The 19,651-nt window shown below is 56.9% G+C and carries 15 protein-coding genes; 10 read left to right on the forward strand and 5 right to left on the reverse strand.

Features of this window, described 5'->3' with window-relative positions:
* Positions 1-39: 39 nt before the first annotated feature.
* The 6 genes from DQX05_RS02350 (at position 40) to DQX05_RS02375 (ending at position 9,078) form a co-directional block, all read left to right on the forward strand.
* The gene (locus DQX05_RS02350) at positions 40-5,931 is read left to right on the forward strand and encodes a 5'-nucleotidase C-terminal domain-containing protein (RefSeq protein WP_119790513.1); all 5,892 of its coding nucleotides are present in this window, start codon (positions 40-42) and stop codon (positions 5,929-5,931) included.
* A 353-nt stretch (positions 5,932-6,284) separates the two neighbouring features.
* Entirely contained in the window at positions 6,285-6,827 is a 543-nt protein-coding gene (locus tag DQX05_RS02355) for a LytR/AlgR family response regulator transcription factor (RefSeq protein ID WP_182914587.1), read from the forward strand.
* 6 nt (positions 6,828-6,833) lie between these two features.
* The gene (locus DQX05_RS02360) at positions 6,834-7,334 is read left to right on the forward strand and encodes an AfsR/SARP family transcriptional regulator (protein WP_119790517.1); all 501 of its coding nucleotides are present in this window, start codon (positions 6,834-6,836) and stop codon (positions 7,332-7,334) included.
* A 448-nt stretch (positions 7,335-7,782) separates the two neighbouring features.
* The gene (locus DQX05_RS02365) at positions 7,783-8,598 is read left to right on the forward strand and encodes a cytochrome P450 (protein WP_259391737.1); all 816 of its coding nucleotides are present in this window, start codon (positions 7,783-7,785) and stop codon (positions 8,596-8,598) included.
* Entirely contained in the window at positions 8,544-8,711 is a 168-nt protein-coding gene (locus tag DQX05_RS31595) for a hypothetical protein (RefSeq protein WP_259391754.1), read from the forward strand. Before DQX05_RS02365 ends, DQX05_RS31595 begins: the two co-directional genes overlap by 55 nt.
* 187 nt (positions 8,712-8,898) lie before the next feature.
* Positions 8,899-9,078, forward strand: a complete 180-nt coding sequence (locus tag DQX05_RS02375; RefSeq protein ID WP_119790523.1) for a hypothetical protein — start codon at positions 8,899-8,901, stop codon at positions 9,076-9,078.
* A gap of 134 nt (positions 9,079-9,212) precedes the next feature.
* Here the strand turns inward: DQX05_RS02375 and DQX05_RS31600 are convergent, their stop codons facing one another.
* The 5 genes from DQX05_RS31600 to acnA form a co-directional block, all read right to left on the reverse strand.
* Entirely contained in the window at positions 9,213-9,488 is a 276-nt protein-coding gene (locus tag DQX05_RS31600; protein ID WP_259391738.1) for a hypothetical protein, read from the reverse strand.
* 184 nt (positions 9,489-9,672) lie between these two features.
* Positions 9,673-9,843: a hypothetical protein gene (locus DQX05_RS31605; RefSeq protein ID WP_259391739.1), complete on the reverse strand. Its 171-nt coding sequence runs from the start codon at positions 9,841-9,843 to the stop codon at positions 9,673-9,675.
* Between the two features lie 36 nt (positions 9,844-9,879).
* The gene (locus DQX05_RS31610) at positions 9,880-10,113 is read right to left on the reverse strand and encodes a hypothetical protein (protein ID WP_259391740.1); all 234 of its coding nucleotides are present in this window, start codon (positions 10,111-10,113) and stop codon (positions 9,880-9,882) included.
* Between the two features lie 112 nt (positions 10,114-10,225).
* Positions 10,226-11,629, reverse strand: coding sequence for a hypothetical protein (locus DQX05_RS02385; protein WP_119790525.1), 1,404 nt, complete (start codon positions 11,627-11,629; stop codon positions 10,226-10,228).
* Positions 11,630-11,846: 217 nt separating this feature from the next.
* Positions 11,847-14,573, reverse strand: coding sequence for an aconitate hydratase AcnA (acnA, locus tag DQX05_RS02390; protein WP_119790527.1), 2,727 nt, complete (start codon positions 14,571-14,573; stop codon positions 11,847-11,849).
* Positions 14,574-14,895: 322 nt separating this feature from the next.
* On the opposite strand from acnA, the gene DQX05_RS02395 reads away from it, so the two are divergent.
* The 4 genes from DQX05_RS02395 to DQX05_RS02410 all read left to right on the forward strand — a co-directional run bounded on the left by DQX05_RS02395 (position 14,896) and on the right by DQX05_RS02410 (position 19,114).
* Positions 14,896-15,891 (forward strand): amidase domain-containing protein, encoded by a 996-nt coding sequence (locus DQX05_RS02395; RefSeq protein WP_119790529.1) that lies wholly within the window; start codon positions 14,896-14,898, stop codon positions 15,889-15,891.
* Positions 15,892-16,012: 121 nt separating this feature from the next.
* The gene (locus DQX05_RS02400) at positions 16,013-17,134 is read left to right on the forward strand and encodes a D-alanine--D-alanine ligase (RefSeq protein WP_119790531.1); all 1,122 of its coding nucleotides are present in this window, start codon (positions 16,013-16,015) and stop codon (positions 17,132-17,134) included.
* A 957-nt stretch (positions 17,135-18,091) separates the two neighbouring features.
* Positions 18,092-18,595, forward strand: a complete 504-nt coding sequence (locus DQX05_RS02405) for a metallophosphoesterase family protein (RefSeq protein WP_119790533.1) — start codon at positions 18,092-18,094, stop codon at positions 18,593-18,595.
* Positions 18,596-18,784: 189 nt separating this feature from the next.
* Positions 18,785-19,114 carry an acetyl-CoA acetyltransferase gene (locus DQX05_RS02410; protein ID WP_119790535.1) on the forward strand — a complete coding sequence of 110 codons (330 nt, stop codon included), beginning with the start codon at positions 18,785-18,787 and terminating at the stop codon, positions 19,112-19,114.
* The last annotated feature ends 537 nt before the right edge of the window (positions 19,115-19,651 follow it).

A 19,651-nucleotide genomic window follows, 5' to 3' on the forward strand; every position in this document is an offset into this window, starting at 1 on the left:
ATTTGTAATGATAACCCATATTGGGAAGGGAGCGACAAAATGGTACATCGGATCTGGACCAAGTCAATCAGTATCATTATAGCAGCCGTATTGCTGCTGTCTTCGATGGCGCCTGCGGGTTGGATCGCAGGAACTGCCGCTGCAGCGGAGACGGCAGAGGACAAGACGCTATTCGTCCAGATTGCTTCTCCATTCAGACAACAGTTCGGCTTGCAATCGAATCCGGGAATGTTCGGGTCGAAGCTACGAGTCACCGGTACGCTGGCCGAGTACTTCAAGCCTCATCGGGGCATCACGTCCCCATCCTCCATGGAAAAGGTCAACGTCACGCCTCCGGATCAAGCGGCCTCCGTAACCGCGGCACCGCCTTCCGGAGCGGTGCCAACGGGGACGCGGGTGAGTCTCTCGTCGCCAACGGTGACCGCTTCCGTCTACTACAATCTGAACGGCAGCTCCGATAAGTTCGAGTTCGTTCCGTATACGGAGCCGATCGAGATTACAGGCCCGACGACCATCAAGGCCTATGCCAAGCGGGATGGACTGAAGGATAGCGATATTTCCGAATTCACTTATTCGGTTGTGACGGTCTCCAGCATTGCGGAGGCAAGAGGGCGGAATGCGGGCGATGCCGCCCTGGTGCAAGGCGTTGTTACTTATAGAGAGGACACGGGCAGCGGCTTCTCCAATCTGTATATTCAGGACGATACGGCAGGGATTGTCGTCCGCGGCCAGAATATAACGGCCGAGCAAGGAGATAAGATCGAGGTTCAGGGCAAGCTGGAGCTGTACAGCGGCCTGCTGCAATTGAACAAGGAGCCGGGCGGGAGCCTCCGAATCGTGGAACCGGCCTTGCCTCTGCCGGCGGCGAAGCCGATCACTTCAGCCGATTTTGCCCAGAATGCCGGGAAGCTGTACGAAGGCCAGCTGGTGGAAGTCGCCGCGGCTGCGATTGACCGAAGCAGCGGATCTACCTACTATGCGACTGACAAGCTCGGCACAGGCATTGTCATTTACGCCAAAAACGTTCCCGCAGCGTTCGCGGTCAACCGCACCTACGAGAGGATTACCGGCGTCTTGTCCTATCATAGCTCGTACGGGTACCAGCTGATTCCGCGTGCGTACGCGGATGTGGTAGAGACCGAGCTGTCGGTAACGGCAAGCCTTCCATCCGGGAATGTCGCGAAGGGCAGCGAGATTGCGCTTAGCACGCCGGCTTCCGGCGGCGTCATCTACTTTACGCTGGATGGAACGGAGCCGACGCAGGCCAGCGCCCGCTATGAAGCGCCGATTGCGATCATAGAGGATACGGCGGTCAAGGCCATCGTCGTGAAGGACGGAACGGCCAGTGCAGTCTATACGTTCACGTACAAGGTGCTGAAGGATACGGGCCATCTCCTGATCCACGACATACAGGGCGAAGGCCATCGCTCTCCGTACGCGGATCAAGCCGTGACGGGCGTGGAAGGCACCGTGACGTTCAAGCGGGATAAGAGCAACTTCTATATCCAGGAAAGCAATCCCGACCGGTACAGCAAGGATGGCCGGGCATCGGACGCCATTCTCGTCTATCACAAGGACAGTCCGGTGAAGGTCGGGGACCAAGTAGAGGTATCCGGCGTAGTCAAGGAATATAAGGAAAAGACGTATTCCAGCAATCCGGTCGATCTGACGACGACGGAAATCGCGGCTTCGAGCGTGGATATTATTTCGCATGATCAGGATCTGCCTCCTCCCGTTGTACTGGGGAAGGATCGAGTGATTCCGCCATCGATCATTACGGACGGTTATCAATTGACCGATACTTATTACGATCCGGAGCGCAATGCGCTCGATCTGTATGAGAGTCTGGAAGGGATGCGCGTCATGATCGAGAACCCGGACATTATCGGCCCTTATAAATATGAGATTCCGGTCAGTGTACGGCAGGAGGGCAATCATCCCGTCGTGTCTCCGGCGGGCGGCCTCGTCCTGACCGAGGACAGCCTCAATCCGCAGCGCGTGCTGGTATCCCTTGATTATGTTACGCCGAAGCCGAATCCGGCCGTCAAGACGGGTGATCGATTTACAGAACCGATCACCGGCGTCATTGCCTACTCCTTCAGCAATTATAAGCTGCTGCCGGAACGGCTGCCGAAGGTGGAGAGCGGCAAGGGGGAGCCTGCGGTGACCAGCATCGTGACGGACAGCGAGAAATTGACGATCGATTCTTTCAATGTCGAAAATTATTGGAACGATCCGAGCGCCAAGGGGAAGGAGAAAACCCGCAAAATCGGTGACGTTATTGTGCGCAATCTGAAGTCTCCGGATATTATCGGATTAATGGAAGTGCAGGATAATAACGGGGAAACAGATAATGGCGTCGTCGACGCTAGCCGCAACTATGAAGCGATCATCGGGGCGATTCAAGCGGCCGGCGGACCGGTCTATCAATATACGGATGTCAATCCGGAGGACAAAATGGACGGGGGCGCGCCGGGAGGCAATATTCGCGTCGGGTTCCTGTACAATCCGGAGCGGGTCACGCTGGCCGGCAGCCAACAGAATGGGAAGGGCGACGCGAAGACCGCCGTCCGTTACGGTACGGACGGATTATCATTCAATCCGGGGCGGATTGAGCCGGCGAACGAAGCGTTCAACGGCTCGCGCAAGCCGCTGGCCGCAGAGTTCCTGTTCCGGGGCGAGCGGGTGCTGGTCATCGCCAACCACTTCAATTCGAAGGGCGGGGATCATGCGCCGTATGGAGGCATCCAGCCTCCGCAGCGGTCGAGTGAAGTGCAGCGGGCGAAGCAAGCCGCGCTCGTTCACGGCTTCGTGAGCGAAGTGCTGACCCACAATCCGCAGACGAACGTCGTGCTGATTGGGGACTTGAATGATTTCCAATTCTCCGACACATTGCGGATTGTCGCGGGGAATGAATTGAACAATCTGGTAGACGGACTGCCGGAAGCCGAGCGCTACTCTTATATTTATGAAGGCAATTCGCAGACGCTGGATCATATTTTGGTCGATAATAAGCTGGCCAAGCGCGCAAAGCTGGACATCGTGCATATCAATGCCGATTTCATGGAAGCGCATGGACGGATAAGTGATCATGATCCGCTGCTCGTTCAGCTTCAGTTCGGTAAGCCGGATGATGACGACTTCCAGCTAAGGCTGCTTCATACGAATGATACGCATGCGCATCTGGACGGTGTGCCGCGCCGGATTACGGCGATCAAGGAAGCCCGCGCGGACGCGGATCATTCCCTTCTGCTCGATGCGGGCGATGTATTTTCTGGCACGTTGTACTTCAACAAGTATGAAGGCATGGCGGATCTGGACTTCATGAACCTGATCGGCTACGATGCGATGACCTTCGGCAACCATGAATTCGATGCCGGGCCGGCGAAGCTGACGAACTTCATCAAGCAGGCGAAGTTCCCGTTCGTCAGCGCGAATATCGATTTCGATAAGGAGCCGGAACTGCAGGGCCTGTTCCATCATGAGATCGGCCATCCGGGAGCGGAAGCGAGCATTTACCCGGCGATTATCCTCGATGTGGATGGCGAGAAGGTCGGCGTATTCGGCTTGACGACGGAGGATACGGCATTTCTGGCTTCTCCGGGCGAGCATATCGCCTTCCGCAATTATGTGGAAAGCGCCCGGGCAACGGTGGCCATGCTGCGTGAAGAAGGAATCGACAAAATTATTGCGCTGACCCATCTCGGTTATGAAGTCGACCGGGCGCTGGCGGAGAGCGTGGAAGGCATCGACATCATCATCGGCGGACATTCGCATACGAAATTAACGGAGCCGGTCGTCATCGAACGGGGAAGCGGTGAACGAACCTTGATCGTCCAGACCGGGGAATACGGGCGTTACCTCGGAGAGCTGGATGTCACCTTCGATCACAGCGGGGCATTGACGGAGTGGAACGGGAAGCTGACCGACATCGATGCGAAGGATGCCGCGGGCCAGTATGTCCTGGCCGACGATGCGGAGGCCGCGGCGAAGCTGGCCGAGTATGCCGGGCCGCTGGAGGAATTCAAGAAGCAGGTCATCGGCAAGACGAAGGTGTTCCTGGATGGCGAGCGCGGAAGCGTGCGCAAGCAGGAGACCAATCTGGGCAATCTGATTGCCGACAGCATGCGCGCGAAGGTGCAGCGCCTGTTGAACGAGACAGACATCAAAGGCTACGTAACGATCCAAAATGGCGGCGGCATACGGGCGTCCATACAGGCGGGTGATATTACGCTGGGCGATCTGCTGACGGTGATGCCGTTCGGCAACAATCTGTCCGCCGTGAAGATGACGGGCGAGGAAATTATCGCTGCCCTGGAGAACGGCGTCAGCGGCGTGGAGACGGGCCAGGGACGCTTCCCGCAAGTGTCGGGCATGCGCTTCTATTACGACTCCACGAAGAGGGGCGAGACGATCGACGCCGTGACCGGCGAGGTCACGCAGACAGGCGAACGGATCGTCAAGGTGCAGGTGAAAAATGACGGCGGGACTTATGCCGATATCGATCCGCAAGGCTATTACATCGTGGCGACGAACTCGTTCATGGCGGACGGGGGAGACTTCTACCGCTCGATGAAGCAGGCGAAGAACGACGGCCGCTTCTATGAGCTGAACATTGTCGATTATGAAGTGTTCATCGAGCATCTTGATCGCGTCGGCATCATCAACGCCGGCGTGGAAGGGCGGATTACCGATCTGAAGGGCGGCAAGCTGCCGGAAGAGCCGGGCTCGAATCCGAATCCGGACCCGGGGACAGGTTCAGGCTCCAGCTCGGACTCGGGTTCCACTCCAAGTTCCAAGCCAAGTCCAAAGCCTGAAGACAAGCCGGGAACCGTAACGGCGACACCGGAAAAGCTGGTTGCTGACGGACAAGGCACCATCGTCTTCGAGATGCCGGCCGGGACTAACGAAGTGAAGTTCCCGTCCAATACGTACGGGCTGCTGCTTCAGAATAAGCTGGAAGTGAAGTCGGACCATATCTCGCTCGAGATTCCTTCCGAATTGATGAAGCAGTTGATCAACAAATGGACGGACAGCGAGAAGCAAGGATCGGTCATCTCCTTGAAGCTGGCACCACTCGCGAAGGAGAAGGCGAACGACATGATCGCCAAGGCCGGGAGGGCATCCGGCATGAAGGTGAGACTGTCCGGCGATATATATGACCTTGGCCTTATGATCACGCTGGCGAACGGGACGGGGGAGAAGCTGACCTCCTTCGATCAGCCGGTTACGCTTCGACTCACCGCCAATTCGGGTATCAACCCGAGATGGGCAGGAATCTATTCAATCTCTGACAGCGGAGCGGCCGTGCAGGCAGAGGGAGACTACGCTCGTGCCGAGATGGCTGCCCTTATCCGCCAGTTCGGCACTTACGCGGTGCTCGAAATGACGAAGCCGTTCGCCGATCTGCCTTCCGGCCATTGGGCTTATGGCGTCATTCAGGAGCTTGCGCTCAAGCAGATCATAAGCGGCACCAGCGCAACGAAGTTCGATCCGGCGCGGGCCATTACCCGGGCGGAATTCACCGCGCTGCTGGCGCAGGCGTTGCAGCTGGCCGGGACGGATGGCAACGTTTTTGCCGACGTCGAGGCGGCTGCCTGGTACGCCGCGCCGGTCGCGGCGGCGCATGAGGCGGGGATCGTCAGCGGCAAGGGCGCGAACCGCTTCGATCCCGTGAGCGCGGTTACGCGGGAAGAGATGGCGATCATGCTGGTCAAAGCTTATGAAGTGAAGACAGGCAAGAGGCTTGCCGCCAACGGGAAAGGGACATTCAGCGATGCGGACCGGATCTCGCGCTGGGCCGCCGGTCATGTGAACGCCGCGGCCGGGTTGGGCTTGATGAAGGGGCGGGCGACAGGGCGGTTCGTTCCGGGAGCAGCGGCGAATCGCGCGGAAGCCGCGCAAGCCATTTATAATTTACTGTTCGATTAATACGCCGGGAAAAAAGAAAACAGGGCGGGCAGAGTGAAATCTGCTGCGCCCTGTTTTGTTGATGATCGGATGACAGTTCACAGGACTCATTATTGCCGCCTAGAGGAACAATTTGACAATCATTGTCGTATAATCTAGTAAAGGAGATATCCTGCAGCGTATATAATAGAAACAACCGAAGCATATGCCAAAGTGAAATAGGGCACATTCCTTCGGGTGAGATTGATGTCGGGGCGTATCATAGTTAGATACGATATCTTTCATGAGCCTGGCTGCCGAACGAAGGGGTATCAACGATATAACCTGCGGAGGGAAGGCCTATGAGAGCCATATTGATCGATGAGGGAAGGCCTATGAGAGCCATATTGATCGATGATGAGTATTTGGCGCTTGCTTATTTGAATGACCTGTTGGCCGAGACAGGGGAAATGGTAATAGAAGGAACCTATCAGGATCCGAAGCGGGCCCTGAAGGAAATGGAAGAGATCGCGCCGGATGTCGTGTTTTTGGATATCGACATGCCGGAGATGACGGGAATTGAGCTCGCTGAGCGGATTCAGTCTTCGCTCCCGGCGACACAGATCGTGTTCATTACCGCCTATGATCATTATGCTGTCAAGGCGTTTGAACTCAATGCCATCGACTATTTGCTGAAGCCGGTCGAAGTCGAGCGGTTGACAGCGACGCTGGAGCGGCTGGCGGAGAAGGCGGCCATGACGGCACAGGCCAAGAAGCAGGCGTCCATCCCGCATGATTCGCTGCTTCCAGAACCTGCATATCGAGTTCGAAAATCCGTCGCAGAATCCCCTCCGGTGGCGAACGTCCAAAGCCCAAGAACTGTTCGCCTATTTGCTGCATCACCGGGGACGGCAGGTTCGCAAAGAAATTCTTCTTGAGCTGCTATGGCCGGACAGAATGCCAAGAAAGGGTATGCCCAATTGTATACAGCCATTTATCAAGTGCGCAAAACATTGGAGCCTTACCTCGACCAGATGAAGATCATCAACTGCGAGGACAGTTATATGCTGGTCCTCCAAGAAGCGGTCATCGACTGCGTGCAATGGGAACAGGAGATCGAAGCACTGCCTCCTGTTGGTCAGGATACGATTCTGACCTATCGGGAACTGCTGCAGCAGTATAGCGGCGATTATTTGGCCGATTGCAGTTACTTGTGGGCGGAGGGAGAAAGGCAGCGCCTTCGTTCCTTGTGGCTCCACCTCGTGAACGAGGTGGCCGACTACTATGTGGCGGATAACGATTTCCCGGCTGCGCTCGAGGTCTATCACCGTCAGGTCAATGTCTATCCTCGAATTGAATCCGGCTATTACATGCTAATGCGGTTATACGCGGAGCGGGGGACAGGAATGCGGTGGAAGCCACCTATGCCAAGCTGTGCGAGATGACGCAGAACGAGTTCGGGATTCCGCCGCAAGCGGCCTATCAATCATGGTATGAGCGATGGAGCGGCAACGAGAAGAGATGATTTACAATGTACATAATCGAACGGGTAAGGCCGGATCGGCCGCAATGAGGAAAAGAAAGTGTTGCAGAGCCTATGTCCATACGAAAAATAATGATAACGGCCGGGGCTGGTCCTGGTCATTCTGACGAGCATCCACATCCCGAATAAGCGGTGATGAAGCCGCCTCAGTAGACAAAGACCTGCAGGTTCCCTCGTGACAGGGGGCTTGCGGGTCTTCGCGATCCGGAGGCGCATCCCAGCGGAGGCTTGTTGCAACGGCGAGGGGCGAATTGGAAAATGTCCGTCCCAAGGCTGATTCGCAGCCTATGGATGTATGGTACATTCATGGAATCTTGATCTAACGCATGGGAAGAGAGGAGAGGTTAGCGATGGAGTGGGCAAGTGAACATGATTTGCTGCCGCTGTCTCATTTTGCGAAAATGCGGGTGGAAAGTCCGCTTGTGATGGAGAATGATGTGTGGAATGTGTACCGGTATGATCGGCTCAAGGAGATTTTTGCCGATCATGATCATTTCTCATCGAGTGCGATGACGGAGGAGAAGGATCCGATCGAATTCAGCATTTTGCGCATTGACCCGCCGAAGCATCGCCAACTGCGTACGCTCGTGACGACAGCGTTCACGCCCCGGGCGATTGAGGAGATGATTCCGCGCATCGAAGCGGTGTCGCATGAGTTGCTGGATAAGGCGGCGCAGGAGGGGCGGATGGATGCGGTGCGCGAGTTCACCGGTCCGCTTCCGGTTACGATCATTGCGGAAATGCTCGGCATTCCGGCCGGCGATCGCGATCAGTTCCGGGAATGGTCGGACGCGCTGTTGAGCAATGACTATGAGCGCTATGTCATTTGCCAGAAGGAGATGTCCGTCTACTTCGAAGCGATTGCGGCAGAGCGCCGCCACAATCCGCAGGACGATCTGATCACCCGGCTAGTGCATCGCCGGCGGGGAGCCGCTGTCCTCCATCGAACTGATCGGCTTCTGCATTCTGCTGCTCGTCGCGGGCAACGAGACGACGACGAATCTTCTCTCCTCAGCCCTGCTCTGCTTCGACAGCGACCGCGAGGCCTGGCGCGATGTCCGAGAGGATCGCTCGCTATTGCCAGGACCCGCATGTCGCTTTTGGCCACGGCATTCACTTCTGCCTCGGCGCTCAGCTCGCCCGGCTGGAGGCGAAGATTGCCCTGAACGCGATGCTTGACCGCTTCCCGAATTACCGCCGCGATCGCTCCTACCGGCTAGAACGCCTCGACAGCCAGCTTGTGTTCGGCGTGAAGTCCCTGCCGCTTATTCTGTCATAAGTTAGCGTGGACGACACGCTTTACGTCCTTGCTTTTCATCTTCAGGCAGCCCCGCTCCAATGGAGGAGGCTTCTCTATTTGATTCGGTGCAACGCATTCTCGATATACACGTATAGACTGATATAGAGTTGCAAGGGAGGACAGAGTTCTCTCGCATCTGGGCATGAATCGAAGGGAGGGTTATACCTTGACTTTTGTATGGGAAAATATGATCGTCACCCTCGTTCTCATGCTGCTGCCCGTCTTGCTTATCATCGGCCTGGTCGTATATGCACGAAGAAGACAAGGCCGTTCGTTCGCGCAGCAGAACGATAGAGAGGGAGCCGGCTGCACGCCGGAACGGGGCATCGAGCCTCGGAAAAGGTAGCAGCGCCGAGCGGAGAAGAGCCGCACGCCAGGTTCGGCTTGCTTGCTTTGTCTAACGGAACACGCGGTATTCGCCGCCCCCTGGATGCTCCCTGGAAAGGGAACGCGTCAGGGGGCGTTTTCTTATAGCTTCAATTAAGGCAGCCTTACCGTACGATTCTCGGCGAGGCTCGCATTGGCCGCTTCCAGGAAGGCGATAAGCTCCAGCGTCTCCGCGAGCGGGACGTCCGGATCCCGGATCTGGAAGAACGCCATGACCCGTTCCAGCAGGCTCGCATAGAATGGCTTGGCATCGGCCGCCACATCCGATAGCGCGATTGTCCCTCGCCATGAACGAGCGCGCCGAACGGTCCGCCATGGCGGCCGCGGATCGTCGCCATGCGCCCGTCCGCCCAGCGGGCGGTAATGCACTCCCCGCCGGGAATTGCTTCTGCCCGGACTTCCCGCCAGCCGGGCCCCATAGCCGCGTACAGCATCTCCGCACAGTGGATGCCGTAAGAGAACAGCCCCGGCGCGCCATCTCCCCGCAGCGTCGGGCCGAAGGCATCCACGCCTTGCACATAGGGCCCGCCTTCCGCCTCGGCCGTCACTTCCTTCACCGCCGAAGTGAGCGCTTGCGCAGCGCAGAGCTGCTCATGACCGGCGTGCCGTATCGGGCGGCCAGGTCTGCGATGCGGCTGGCGGAGGCGGTGGAGAGCGCCAGCGGCTTGTCGATGAAGACGGGCTTGGCGAAGGGCGCCACCGCCGCGAAATGCGCTTCATGCACGCCGCCGTCGACCGACTCCAGCAGCAGGACATCGCATTACTCCGCCAATGACGGGAGATCCGGCACGAGAGTGACGCCGTATTGCCCGATGAGCTCATCTGTATAAGCTTTCAAACGGGACATGCTCAGCCCCAGCCCAGGCGTCCCGCCTTGATAGGCGGCAACGACCTGCCCGCCTGGCACATGATAGGGATGAGTGCCGTCATTCAACAGCGCAGTGAAGGCTGTGACGTGGGATGTGTCGAGTCCGATAATTCCGATCCGGAGCATTATGCTACCTCCTAGCTAGTTTCTGGATAATTGCTTCTTCTATCGTACTTTCATTTTGGTGCAGATGCCAGTCATTTCTCGGCCTGCTGCGGCATACCCTCCGCTGTCGCTCTCAGTGAAGCGCCAAGAGAAGGATGGCAGCGAGCGTGGTTGCTGCCAGGCCGATGAGGACGGGAATCAGATTGCGGCGGGCCAGCTCGAACGGGCTGATGCCGCAGATAGCGGCCGCGGGGATCAGCGCCCATGGGATGAGTGTTCCGCCGCCGACCCAGATGCCCGCGATCTGGCCGAGCGCCGTCAAGGTCGCCGTTCCGCCGCCACTGGCGGTTCCGAACAAGGAGGCGACCGATCCGGCGAGCGAGATGCCGGAGAAGCCGGAGCCGTCCAGCCCCGTAATGGCGCCGACGACGGCCAGCGTCCCGGCTCCGACCGCCGGGTGAAGCGGCACACTATGGGCCAGCGCGATGCCCAGATCATTGACGATCCCTTGGGACCCCGCCGGCAGCCCGTGATGGAACAGATTGAAAAAGGCCGCATCGCCGAGATAGAAGAAGGCGGCGATCGGAATGACCGGGCCGAACACCTTGAAGCCGAACTGCAGGCCTTCGATCAGGTAGGAGGTTGTCGCCTCCAGCGCCTGCTTCCGGTGGGTGAGTCCGGTCAGGAGCACGAGAATCGCGATTGCCGTTCCGCCGATAAGGGCGGTTGCCTCCCCGCCTTGCAGATGGAGGCGGAACAGCAGGATGACATCGAGGGCGAACAGCAACGGGATAAGCAGCGCCACCGCCGTCTTGGCCCGGGCGGATAGAGGCAGGCGCGCCGGCTCGCTGCCGGCGGCATTCTTCGCCAGACCGGTCGCCATCGTCAGCCGGCCGGCCCGCATGTCGCGGCGCATCATCCAGTAGGAGACGGCGACCGTGACCGCGCCCATGACGAGGCCGAGCGGTACGCTTGCCTGGAGCACCTGCTGCACAGGCACGCCTGCCGCGTCGGCGGTGAGCTTCGGCGCGCCCTGGATGACGAAGTCGCCGGACAGCGCGATGCCGTGGCCGAACAGGTTCATGGCCATGGCGACCGCCAGCGGCGGAAGGCCGACGCGGACCGCAGCCGGCAGCAGGACAGCGCCGATAAGGGCAACGGCCGGGGAAGGCCAGAAGAACAGGCTGATGAGGAACATAAGTAGCCCGACCGTCCAATAGGCCGGCCCCGGTCCCCGCATTAGCCGCGTGAACGGGGAGATCATGGTCTCGTTCACGCCGGACGCGAGCATGACGCGGCTCATCGCGACGATGATGGAGATAATGAGGATCGTCCCCAGTAATTGCTCAAGCGCATAGATGAAGCTCGTGAACATGCCGCTCACTGCGGAGCTGGCCGACGAGGTGGCGAGCAGTCCTAACGCAAAGATGCCGATTAGGCAGACGATCGTGGTGTCCCGCCGCAGGACGAGGCACAGAATGATGAGGGCGACGAACAGCAAATAGACGGCGTGAATGCCGGTTAACGCGACTGTCATACAGAATCGCCTCCGCAGGATATGCCTTGGTCTCAAGGTAGTTCATCCTATGCGGGGGCCTAGCTGTTGGGAAGCGGTTGGCATCGGGGGCAGGAAGAAATAATTGCGGCGGGAGACTACAGGCGCGAACAAAAAGGAGCTGCTCCCGGTGGTCATGGACCTTCGGGAACAGCTCCGTTATTATTTTTCAGCCATTACGCACTCAAACGCCATTCGCTTACGCGTTCGCCTTTTCTCCGGCAATCATTTGCCGCAGTACGGTTTGCAGGATGCCGCCGTTGTGGTAGTAATCGACGTCGACCATGCTGTCCAGACGGACCGTAACCGGGAATTCGAACGTCGTGCCGTCTTGGCGAGTCGCTGTGACTTGCAGTGTTTGTCCTGGTTGAATGTCGTTCGACAAGCCGTTGATGCTGAACACTTCCGTGCCGTCGATGCCGAGCGCCTTCCAGCTGTGGCCTTCCTGGAATTGCAGCGGAAGCACGCCCATGCCGACCAGATTGCTGCGGTGGATACGCTCGAAGCTTTCGGCGATGACCGCTTTGACGCCAAGGAGGTACGTTCCCTTCGCCGCCCAGTCGCGGGAGCTGCCTGTGCCGTATTCTTTACCGGCAAGGACAACAAGGTTCGTGTTCTCTCCTTGATATTTCATGGACGCATCGTAAATGGACATAATCTCGTCGTTCGGCAAATACTTCGTCACGCCGCCCTCGGTGCCCGGAGCCACCTGGTTGCGGATGCGGATGTTCGCGAACGTTCCGCGCATCATTACCTCGTGGTTGCCGCGGCGGGAACCGTAAGAGTTGAAGTCTTTGCGCTGAACGCCGTTCGCGATCAGGTATTCCCCTGCCGGGCTGTCCGCCTTGATATTGCCGGCCGGCGAGATGTGGTCCGTGGTCACGGAATCGCCAAGGAGCGCCAGGACGCTGGCATTCTCGATATCGGCGATGTCTCCGAGCTGAGTACCCAGATTCTCGAAGAACGGCGGATTTTGGATATAGGTAGACTTATCATCCCACTCATACAGCTCGCCTTCCGGAACCGGAATCGCATTCCAGCGCTCGTTCTGCGTGAAGACATGCTCGTATTTGTCGCGGAACATCGAAGCGTTGATCGCTTGCGCCATCGCCTGCTTGATCTCTTCCGAAGAAGGCCAGATATCTTTCAAATATACAGGCTGATTGTTCTTGTCGTAGCCGATTGGCTCGTTATCCAGGTCGATATTGACCGTGCCCGCGAGCGCGTAGGCGACGACGAGCGGAGGCGAAGCCAGGTAGTTCGCTTTCACTTGCGCGTGAATGCGGCCTTCGAAGTTCCGGTTACCGGACAGAACCGCCGCGACCGTCATGTCATGATCGGCAATCGCCTGGCCCACTTCATCCGGCAGCGGACCGGAGTTCCCGATGCACGTTGCGCAGCCGTAGCCGGCGACATGGAAGCCGAGCTGCTCCAGCGAATCCATCAGACCGGATTTCTTCAAATATTCTGTTACGACCAGGGAACCCGGCGTCAAGCTGCTCTTCACGTAAGCCGGCTTGCGCAGTCCGCGCTCGACAGCCTTCTTCGCCACGAGGCCCGCACCGAGCATAACGCTTGGGTTGGAGGTGTTCGTGCAGCTCGTAATCGCCGCGATGACGACAGCGCCTGTCGACAGTTGGCTTGTCTCACCGTTCGGATGAGCTACTGGCACTTTCTGTTCGATTTTGCTGTCGCTCAAGCCGTATCCGCCTTTGTCGACCGGTGTGCGGACGATATCGAGGAAGGATTGTTTCATATTCGACAGCTCGATGCGGTCTTGCGGACGCTTCGGTCCGGCAAGGCTCGGCACGACCGAACTCAGATCCAGCTCAATGATGTCGGTGAAGACAGGGTCCGGCGTATCCGTATGGCGGAACATGCCTTGCGCCTTGTAGTAGGCTTCCACGAGAGCGACTTGCTCCTCGGTGCGGCCGGTGAGGCGAAGGTAGTTCAGCGTCTCATGGTCAACCGGGAAAAATCCGATCGTCGCGCCGTATTCCGGAGCCATGTTGGCGACGGTCGCCCGGTCCGCCAGGCTGATCGATTCTAGACCAGGGCCGAAGAACTCGACGAATTTGCCGACGACGCCTTTTTTGCGCAGCATTTGCGTAACGGTCAGCGCCAGGTCGGTCGCTGTCGCGCCCTCTGCAAGCGCTCCCGTTAATTTGAAGCCAATGACTTCCGGCGTAATGAAGTAGAGCGGCTGGCCGAGCATGCCGGCTTCAGCCTCGATCCCGCCAACGCCCCAGCCGACCACGCCGAGACCGTTGATCATCGTCGTATGGGAATCCGTACCGACGAGGGAGTCAGGGAAGACTTCGGTTACGCCGTCGACTTCCTTGGTAGCGGCCACGGAAGCCAGATATTCCAGGTTCACTTGGTGAACGATACCGGTAGCCGGCGGCACCGCACGGAAATTATCGAATGCCGTCTGAGCCCAGCGCAGGAAGCGGTAGCGCTCTTCGTTGCGCTCGAATTCCACGTTCATGTTATATTCCAACGCTTGATCCGAACCGAAAGCGTCGACCATTACCGAGTGGTCAATAACGAGATCGACCGGAACGAGCGGATTGATGCGCTTCGGATCGCCGCCCGCCTTTTTCACCGTATCGCGCATAGCCGCCAGGTCGACGACAACCGGAACGCCGGTGAAGTCCTGAAGAACGATGCGGGATGGAATGAACGGAATTTCCTTATTTTCATCTTGACCTTCCGCCCATTTTGCAATTTGGTTGACGTGATCTTTTGTAATCGCCCGGCCATCGAATTGGCGAACGGCAGCCTCAAGCAGGACTTTGATCGAGAACGGAAGGCGATCAATTCCTTGGTAGCCTTGCGCGCCCAATGCTTCCAGGCTGTAGTAGCGGTACGACTTGCCGTCGACCTTCAGTTCGCGGGCCGTAGAGAAAGCATCTGTTCTTGCCATTGAAAATTACCTCCTTCTAAATTCTGTTCATCCGAAGCCCGTCATGGAGCTTCATGCTGTCATGCGTCATTTGTTTTACGTTATTCGTTTCATCTGATGAAACCCGATTTCATAATTGCTTACATCTTTAGTATATCGTGTTCGTGAGACACCGTAAAGAGCTTTTCCCATACAAACCCGCCTAAATCTACCGCTTCGACATGCGAAGCGGCATTTCTGCATACAATGGATAGCAAAATACCGGGCCGGCGGAGAGAAAGGAGCGATAGGCTCCATCCGCGGCTGACGCGACAAAAGTGAGTGAAGGAGGTGGAGAGAGGGGATGCGTCACGATTGGAAAACGACTCTTTATTTGTACGTAGATCAGCATAATCGTTCTGAGATCGACGAACGGCCCCGGGCCATCCAGGCCCCGGTGACCGACATGGAGCATGCGCTCCTCACGAGCGAACGGGCGCGGAGGCTGGTCTCGTGGTACGAGAGCAGGGGGGCCAGTCCGACCAAGAGCGAGACGAAGGCGAAGCTCCTGCGCACCCATGAGGCGGATCATGAGGTTACGGTAGACCTCGAATACCATATTCGGAGAGGCTATGAGCAGAAGGGGCTGCCTCTGAAGGATGAGAGAATTGAGAGAGAGCGGCTGACCTTGCTCAAGGAAGGAACCGGATGGGTCGTGTCCAAGGTGGAGGTTCCGGTACCGGAGAGGCGGGGACAGCAGCTCGTCGGAGCTGAGCAGGATCGGGCATCTCGTTCGAACCGCTCGCTGCCGCTGTTGAACCGGAATGTGCTTGGGCCGCCCGGCTCGCTGCGGGCCATCCCGTACCGCCGCGACAAAGCAGTCGCCTACGCGGATGAATGGTGGAATGAACCGAACCCGCGCTTTCTTAGCTTCGAGGTCGATTGCACCAATTATATCTCGCAATGTCTCTTTGCAGGCAGTGCACCGATGAACTATACTGGTAGAAGAGATTCGGGCTGGTGGTATAAAGGCATGGTTAACAGCCAGGAAGCGTGGAGCTACAGTTGGGCGGTCGCCAACAGTTTGGAGCGGCATTTGACGAACAGCACGTACGGCCTGCGGGCCGAGTTGGTCGAGCATCCGAGTGATCTGCAGCTCGGTGACGTGATCGCGTATGATTGGGACGGCAACGGCCATTACCAGCATACGACCATTGTCACCGCTTTCGATGCGAACGGCATGCCGCTGGTGAACGCTCACACGGTAAGCAGCCGCCACCGGTACTGGGATTACCAGGACTCGTATGCATGGACGGAAGCGACGAGGTACCGCTTTTTCCATATTGTCAATGCATTTTAGGTTGCCAGGCGGGGAAGGAGACAATCCGTTCCCGCTTATTGCGGTGTGGCCCGATGTGCGGGGCGTGACGGGCATTCTGAGAGAAGACAACAGGCGCATCAGGCGCTAACCGGAGGGGAACATGGAACAAGAACGCAAATTGCGCGTCGGTCTCATCTACGGCGGCAAATCAGGGGAACATGAAGTCTCGATGTCTACAGCTTTTGCGGTGATGGGAGCGATGGATTACGGCAAGTATGAGATCCTTCCTTTTTATATTACGAAAAAGGGAGAGTGGCGGGTCGGCACATGGCGGGACCGGCCGTTCACGAATCAAGAGGAACTGACGCTGGAATCGCTTAGAGGGGGAACCGTAACGGCGATGGAGATGCTGTTCGCGGGCATAGACAGCGCAGAAGGGGCGTCGGAGGACGGCGTGAGCCGGCGCCAGATCGATGTGATATTCCCGCTTCTGCACGGCACGAACGGCGAAGATGGCACCATCCAGGGACTGTTCGAGATGGCCGGCATCCCGTATGTTGGAGCGGGGGTGCTCGCCTCTTCCGTCGGAATGGACAAAGCCATCATGAAGCAAGTCTTTGCCCAAGCGGGATTGCCTCAGTGCAAATACGAGTATTTTCTTCACTGGGAGTGGGATCAGAATCAAGCGGAGATTATGGATCGGGTGCAGACTGAGCTGGGCTATCCTTGCTTCGTGAAGCCGGCCAACCTCGGCTCCTCGGTCGGTATTTCCAAAGCCCGCGATGCAGCGGAATTGAAGCAGGCGATTGAGTTCGCGCTGCAATACGATCGGAAGATTATTGTAGAGGAATTCGTTGACGCACGGGAAGTGGAAGTGAGTGTTCTTGGCAATGACGAGCCGCAAGCGTCCATACCAGGCGAGATTATCTCGTCTAACGAATTTTATGATTATAAGGCAAAATATATCGACGGTAAATCAGAAATCGCTATCCCTGCGCCGCTGGACGAGGAACTGCTGGAGCGCATCCGCGAGATGGCGCTGCAGGCATACCGTTCCATCGACGGCTCCGGACTGTCGCGCGTGGACTTCTTCGTCCGCCGTTCCGACATGGCCGTCCTGATTAATGAAGTCAATACGATGCCAGGCTTCACTCCGATCAGCATGTATCCGATCTTGTGGGAGGAGATGGGCATCACGTATCCGGCTCTGCTCGATCGTCTCATTCAGCTTGCTCTGGAGCGCTTCGAGACGAAGCAGAAGCTGCAATACGAGAACGTATAGCTTCACAGCGTGCTTCCAGTTACTTCGCCAGCCCAGGAACTTGCCGACTCCAGGCTGAATAGAAGGGCAATGAGCCATAGAAGAAAAGAGAACCCGCCGGACATGGACAGCATGTGTCGGTTGGCTTGCCGAGAAACCCGGTCTTTGCTAAGACTTCGGGTTTCTTTTTCTTTTGGGCGTGTTGAAGGGGAATGATGCATATAATAGGAAGAAAAACGGTAAATAGCACCCACCAAGGAGAACACTGGCATGCGGTGTAATCGGTGGAAGGGAAATGTCGAATGAGAGGGTATGCCTTCCGCCCCCCTTTTGGCCACTATCCCCTTGCTTCAGAAAAGAGACGAATATCGTGCCCGCTGAACATTATACACGCAAATAGGGAACGAACCCGGGCCAACATTCGGTTGCCGCTCTATGAATGAGCATGTATCTAGTGCTGAACGCTCCACCCGCCCGTTCGGGCGGTCTGTATCCTATCCCGTGCGCCTGCCGCTCGTGTCCCATCCCGCGCTGAGCGAATGGGATACTGCCCATAAGGGCCCGCGGGCCTGTGTCCTATCCCGCGCTGAGCGAATGGGATACTGCCCATAAGGGCCCGCGGGCCTGTGTCCTATCCCGCGCTGAGCGAGTGGGATAATGCCCGAAAGGGCCCGCTGCCCTGTGCCCTATCCCGTTCTGAGCGAGTGGGATAGTGACCGAAGGGCCCGCTGCCCTGTGCCCTATCCCGTTCTGAGCGAGTGGGATAGTGACCGAAAGGGCCCGCTGCCCTGTGCCCTATCCCGCGCTGAGCGAATGGGATACTGCTCATAAGGGCCCGCGCCCTTGCTGAGCGAATGGGATAACGCGGCAAAGGGATCGACGTGAGGCGGGAGTTATGCCACAATAGATATTAATCAAACTGAAGGCTGCGAGTGAGTCCTATCTATTTTAGGAAAAAGAAAGGAGGAAGGAGAGCCTATGCGCATCGGAATCGTGTCGGATACCCATATGCCCCATCGGGGACAGAAGCTGCCTCGCGATCTGGCCAAAGGGCTGCGCGGCGTTGACCTCATCCTGCATGCGGGAGACTGGACATCGTCAAGCGTTATCCCGATGTTCGAGTCGCTGGCCCCGGTTGACAGCGTCGCCGGGAATAATGACGGTACGGCTATTGTGAAGCGCTTCGGCCGCCGCAAAATCATTGAGGCTGGCGGGATCCGGATCGGCCTCGTTCATGGGGACGGGGCAGGCCGATCGGCGAAGGATACCGCCTTCCATACTTTCCGCAATCAAGGTGTCGATATCATTGTCTTCGGCCATTCGCACGTCCCGTATATGGAGGAAAGGGAGGGGATTCTGCTCTTCAATCCCGGCTCCCCGACGGATAAACGGCTTCAACCGAAGTATTCGTACGGCCTGTTGGATATCGGAGAGGACCAGTCCCTCCAGATTCGCCATGTCTACTACCGCAGCAAGGAGTAATCGAATAACCTCCGTTCTCCTCTCACCGGGCGGGCTGGCCATCATGCGGCTGGCCCGCTCCCGTTATATATTGGTGTGCGGGTTCCCGACGGCCGGCGGACGAGCGGCAGTAATTTCTGGTGCTGATGCCTGAAAAATGCGCATAAGGTGAAATGTACCTTATTTCAATCCGATCGGAGGTTCAGGCCCTTGTATCAGTCATATTCAGCCCGTCATTCCTCGTCCCCGCATCAAGAAGCTATCTATCAGGCGGAGCCGAGTACGGTGCAAACCTTGCATTCCATACGGGAACGGGTTCAGTATGTCGGCCATATGTATAAGAAGCGGTATGTGCGGATTCAGACGATAGACGGCCATGTGTACGATGGCGTTATTGTTAATGTTGACCAGGGCTTTCTCTATCTGCACACCCGGATGCCGATGGATCGACGGGCATTCCCCGGTTCAGCGGCTTATAGTGATGTTATTTTGCCGCTTGTTCTGTATCAATTACTGGTTATTTCGTTATTGTATACGTGAGCGAAATATGTTCCAACTGAGACATTATTCAGTCCTTGCATGCAAGATGCAAGGATTTTTTTTTGAGAGAGGGAAGAAAAGCAGCCCTTTTTTATCCAATTTAGATCATCCATTTTTAGGCTTATTTTTACATGAAAATAGTAGAAATTAACTAGAAATTGTTAAAAACATTTTGATGCAATGAATGTTAATATAAATATGACTAAAGAACGATAAAACTAGGTATTATTGGTAAAATGGTTACAATACCGAAACTTTTAAAGGAGGAACGCGTCTAACCATGTCAAATAAAGAAAACCAGAACCAGACCCCTGCTTTTTTCCTCACTGATAGACGGGACTAACCGAATAGACCGTCTGATCACGGGCCACTGCTTTCCGCCCGCATAGAACCATTTTTTTGACTCAAGGGTCCTGAACAAAAAGAGTCTAAATAACCATGTTAAACCATTGGTTTTCTTGGTTATAGTTAGTGTTAGGTGTTGCGATTAATTTCCGTGGTACTGGATAAGTCACAGGAAATACGTTGTGCAGGAAA

The organism is Paenibacillus thiaminolyticus, assembly GCF_003591545.1.
Lineage (GTDB): Bacteria > Bacillota > Bacilli > Paenibacillales > Paenibacillaceae > Paenibacillus_B > Paenibacillus_B thiaminolyticus_A.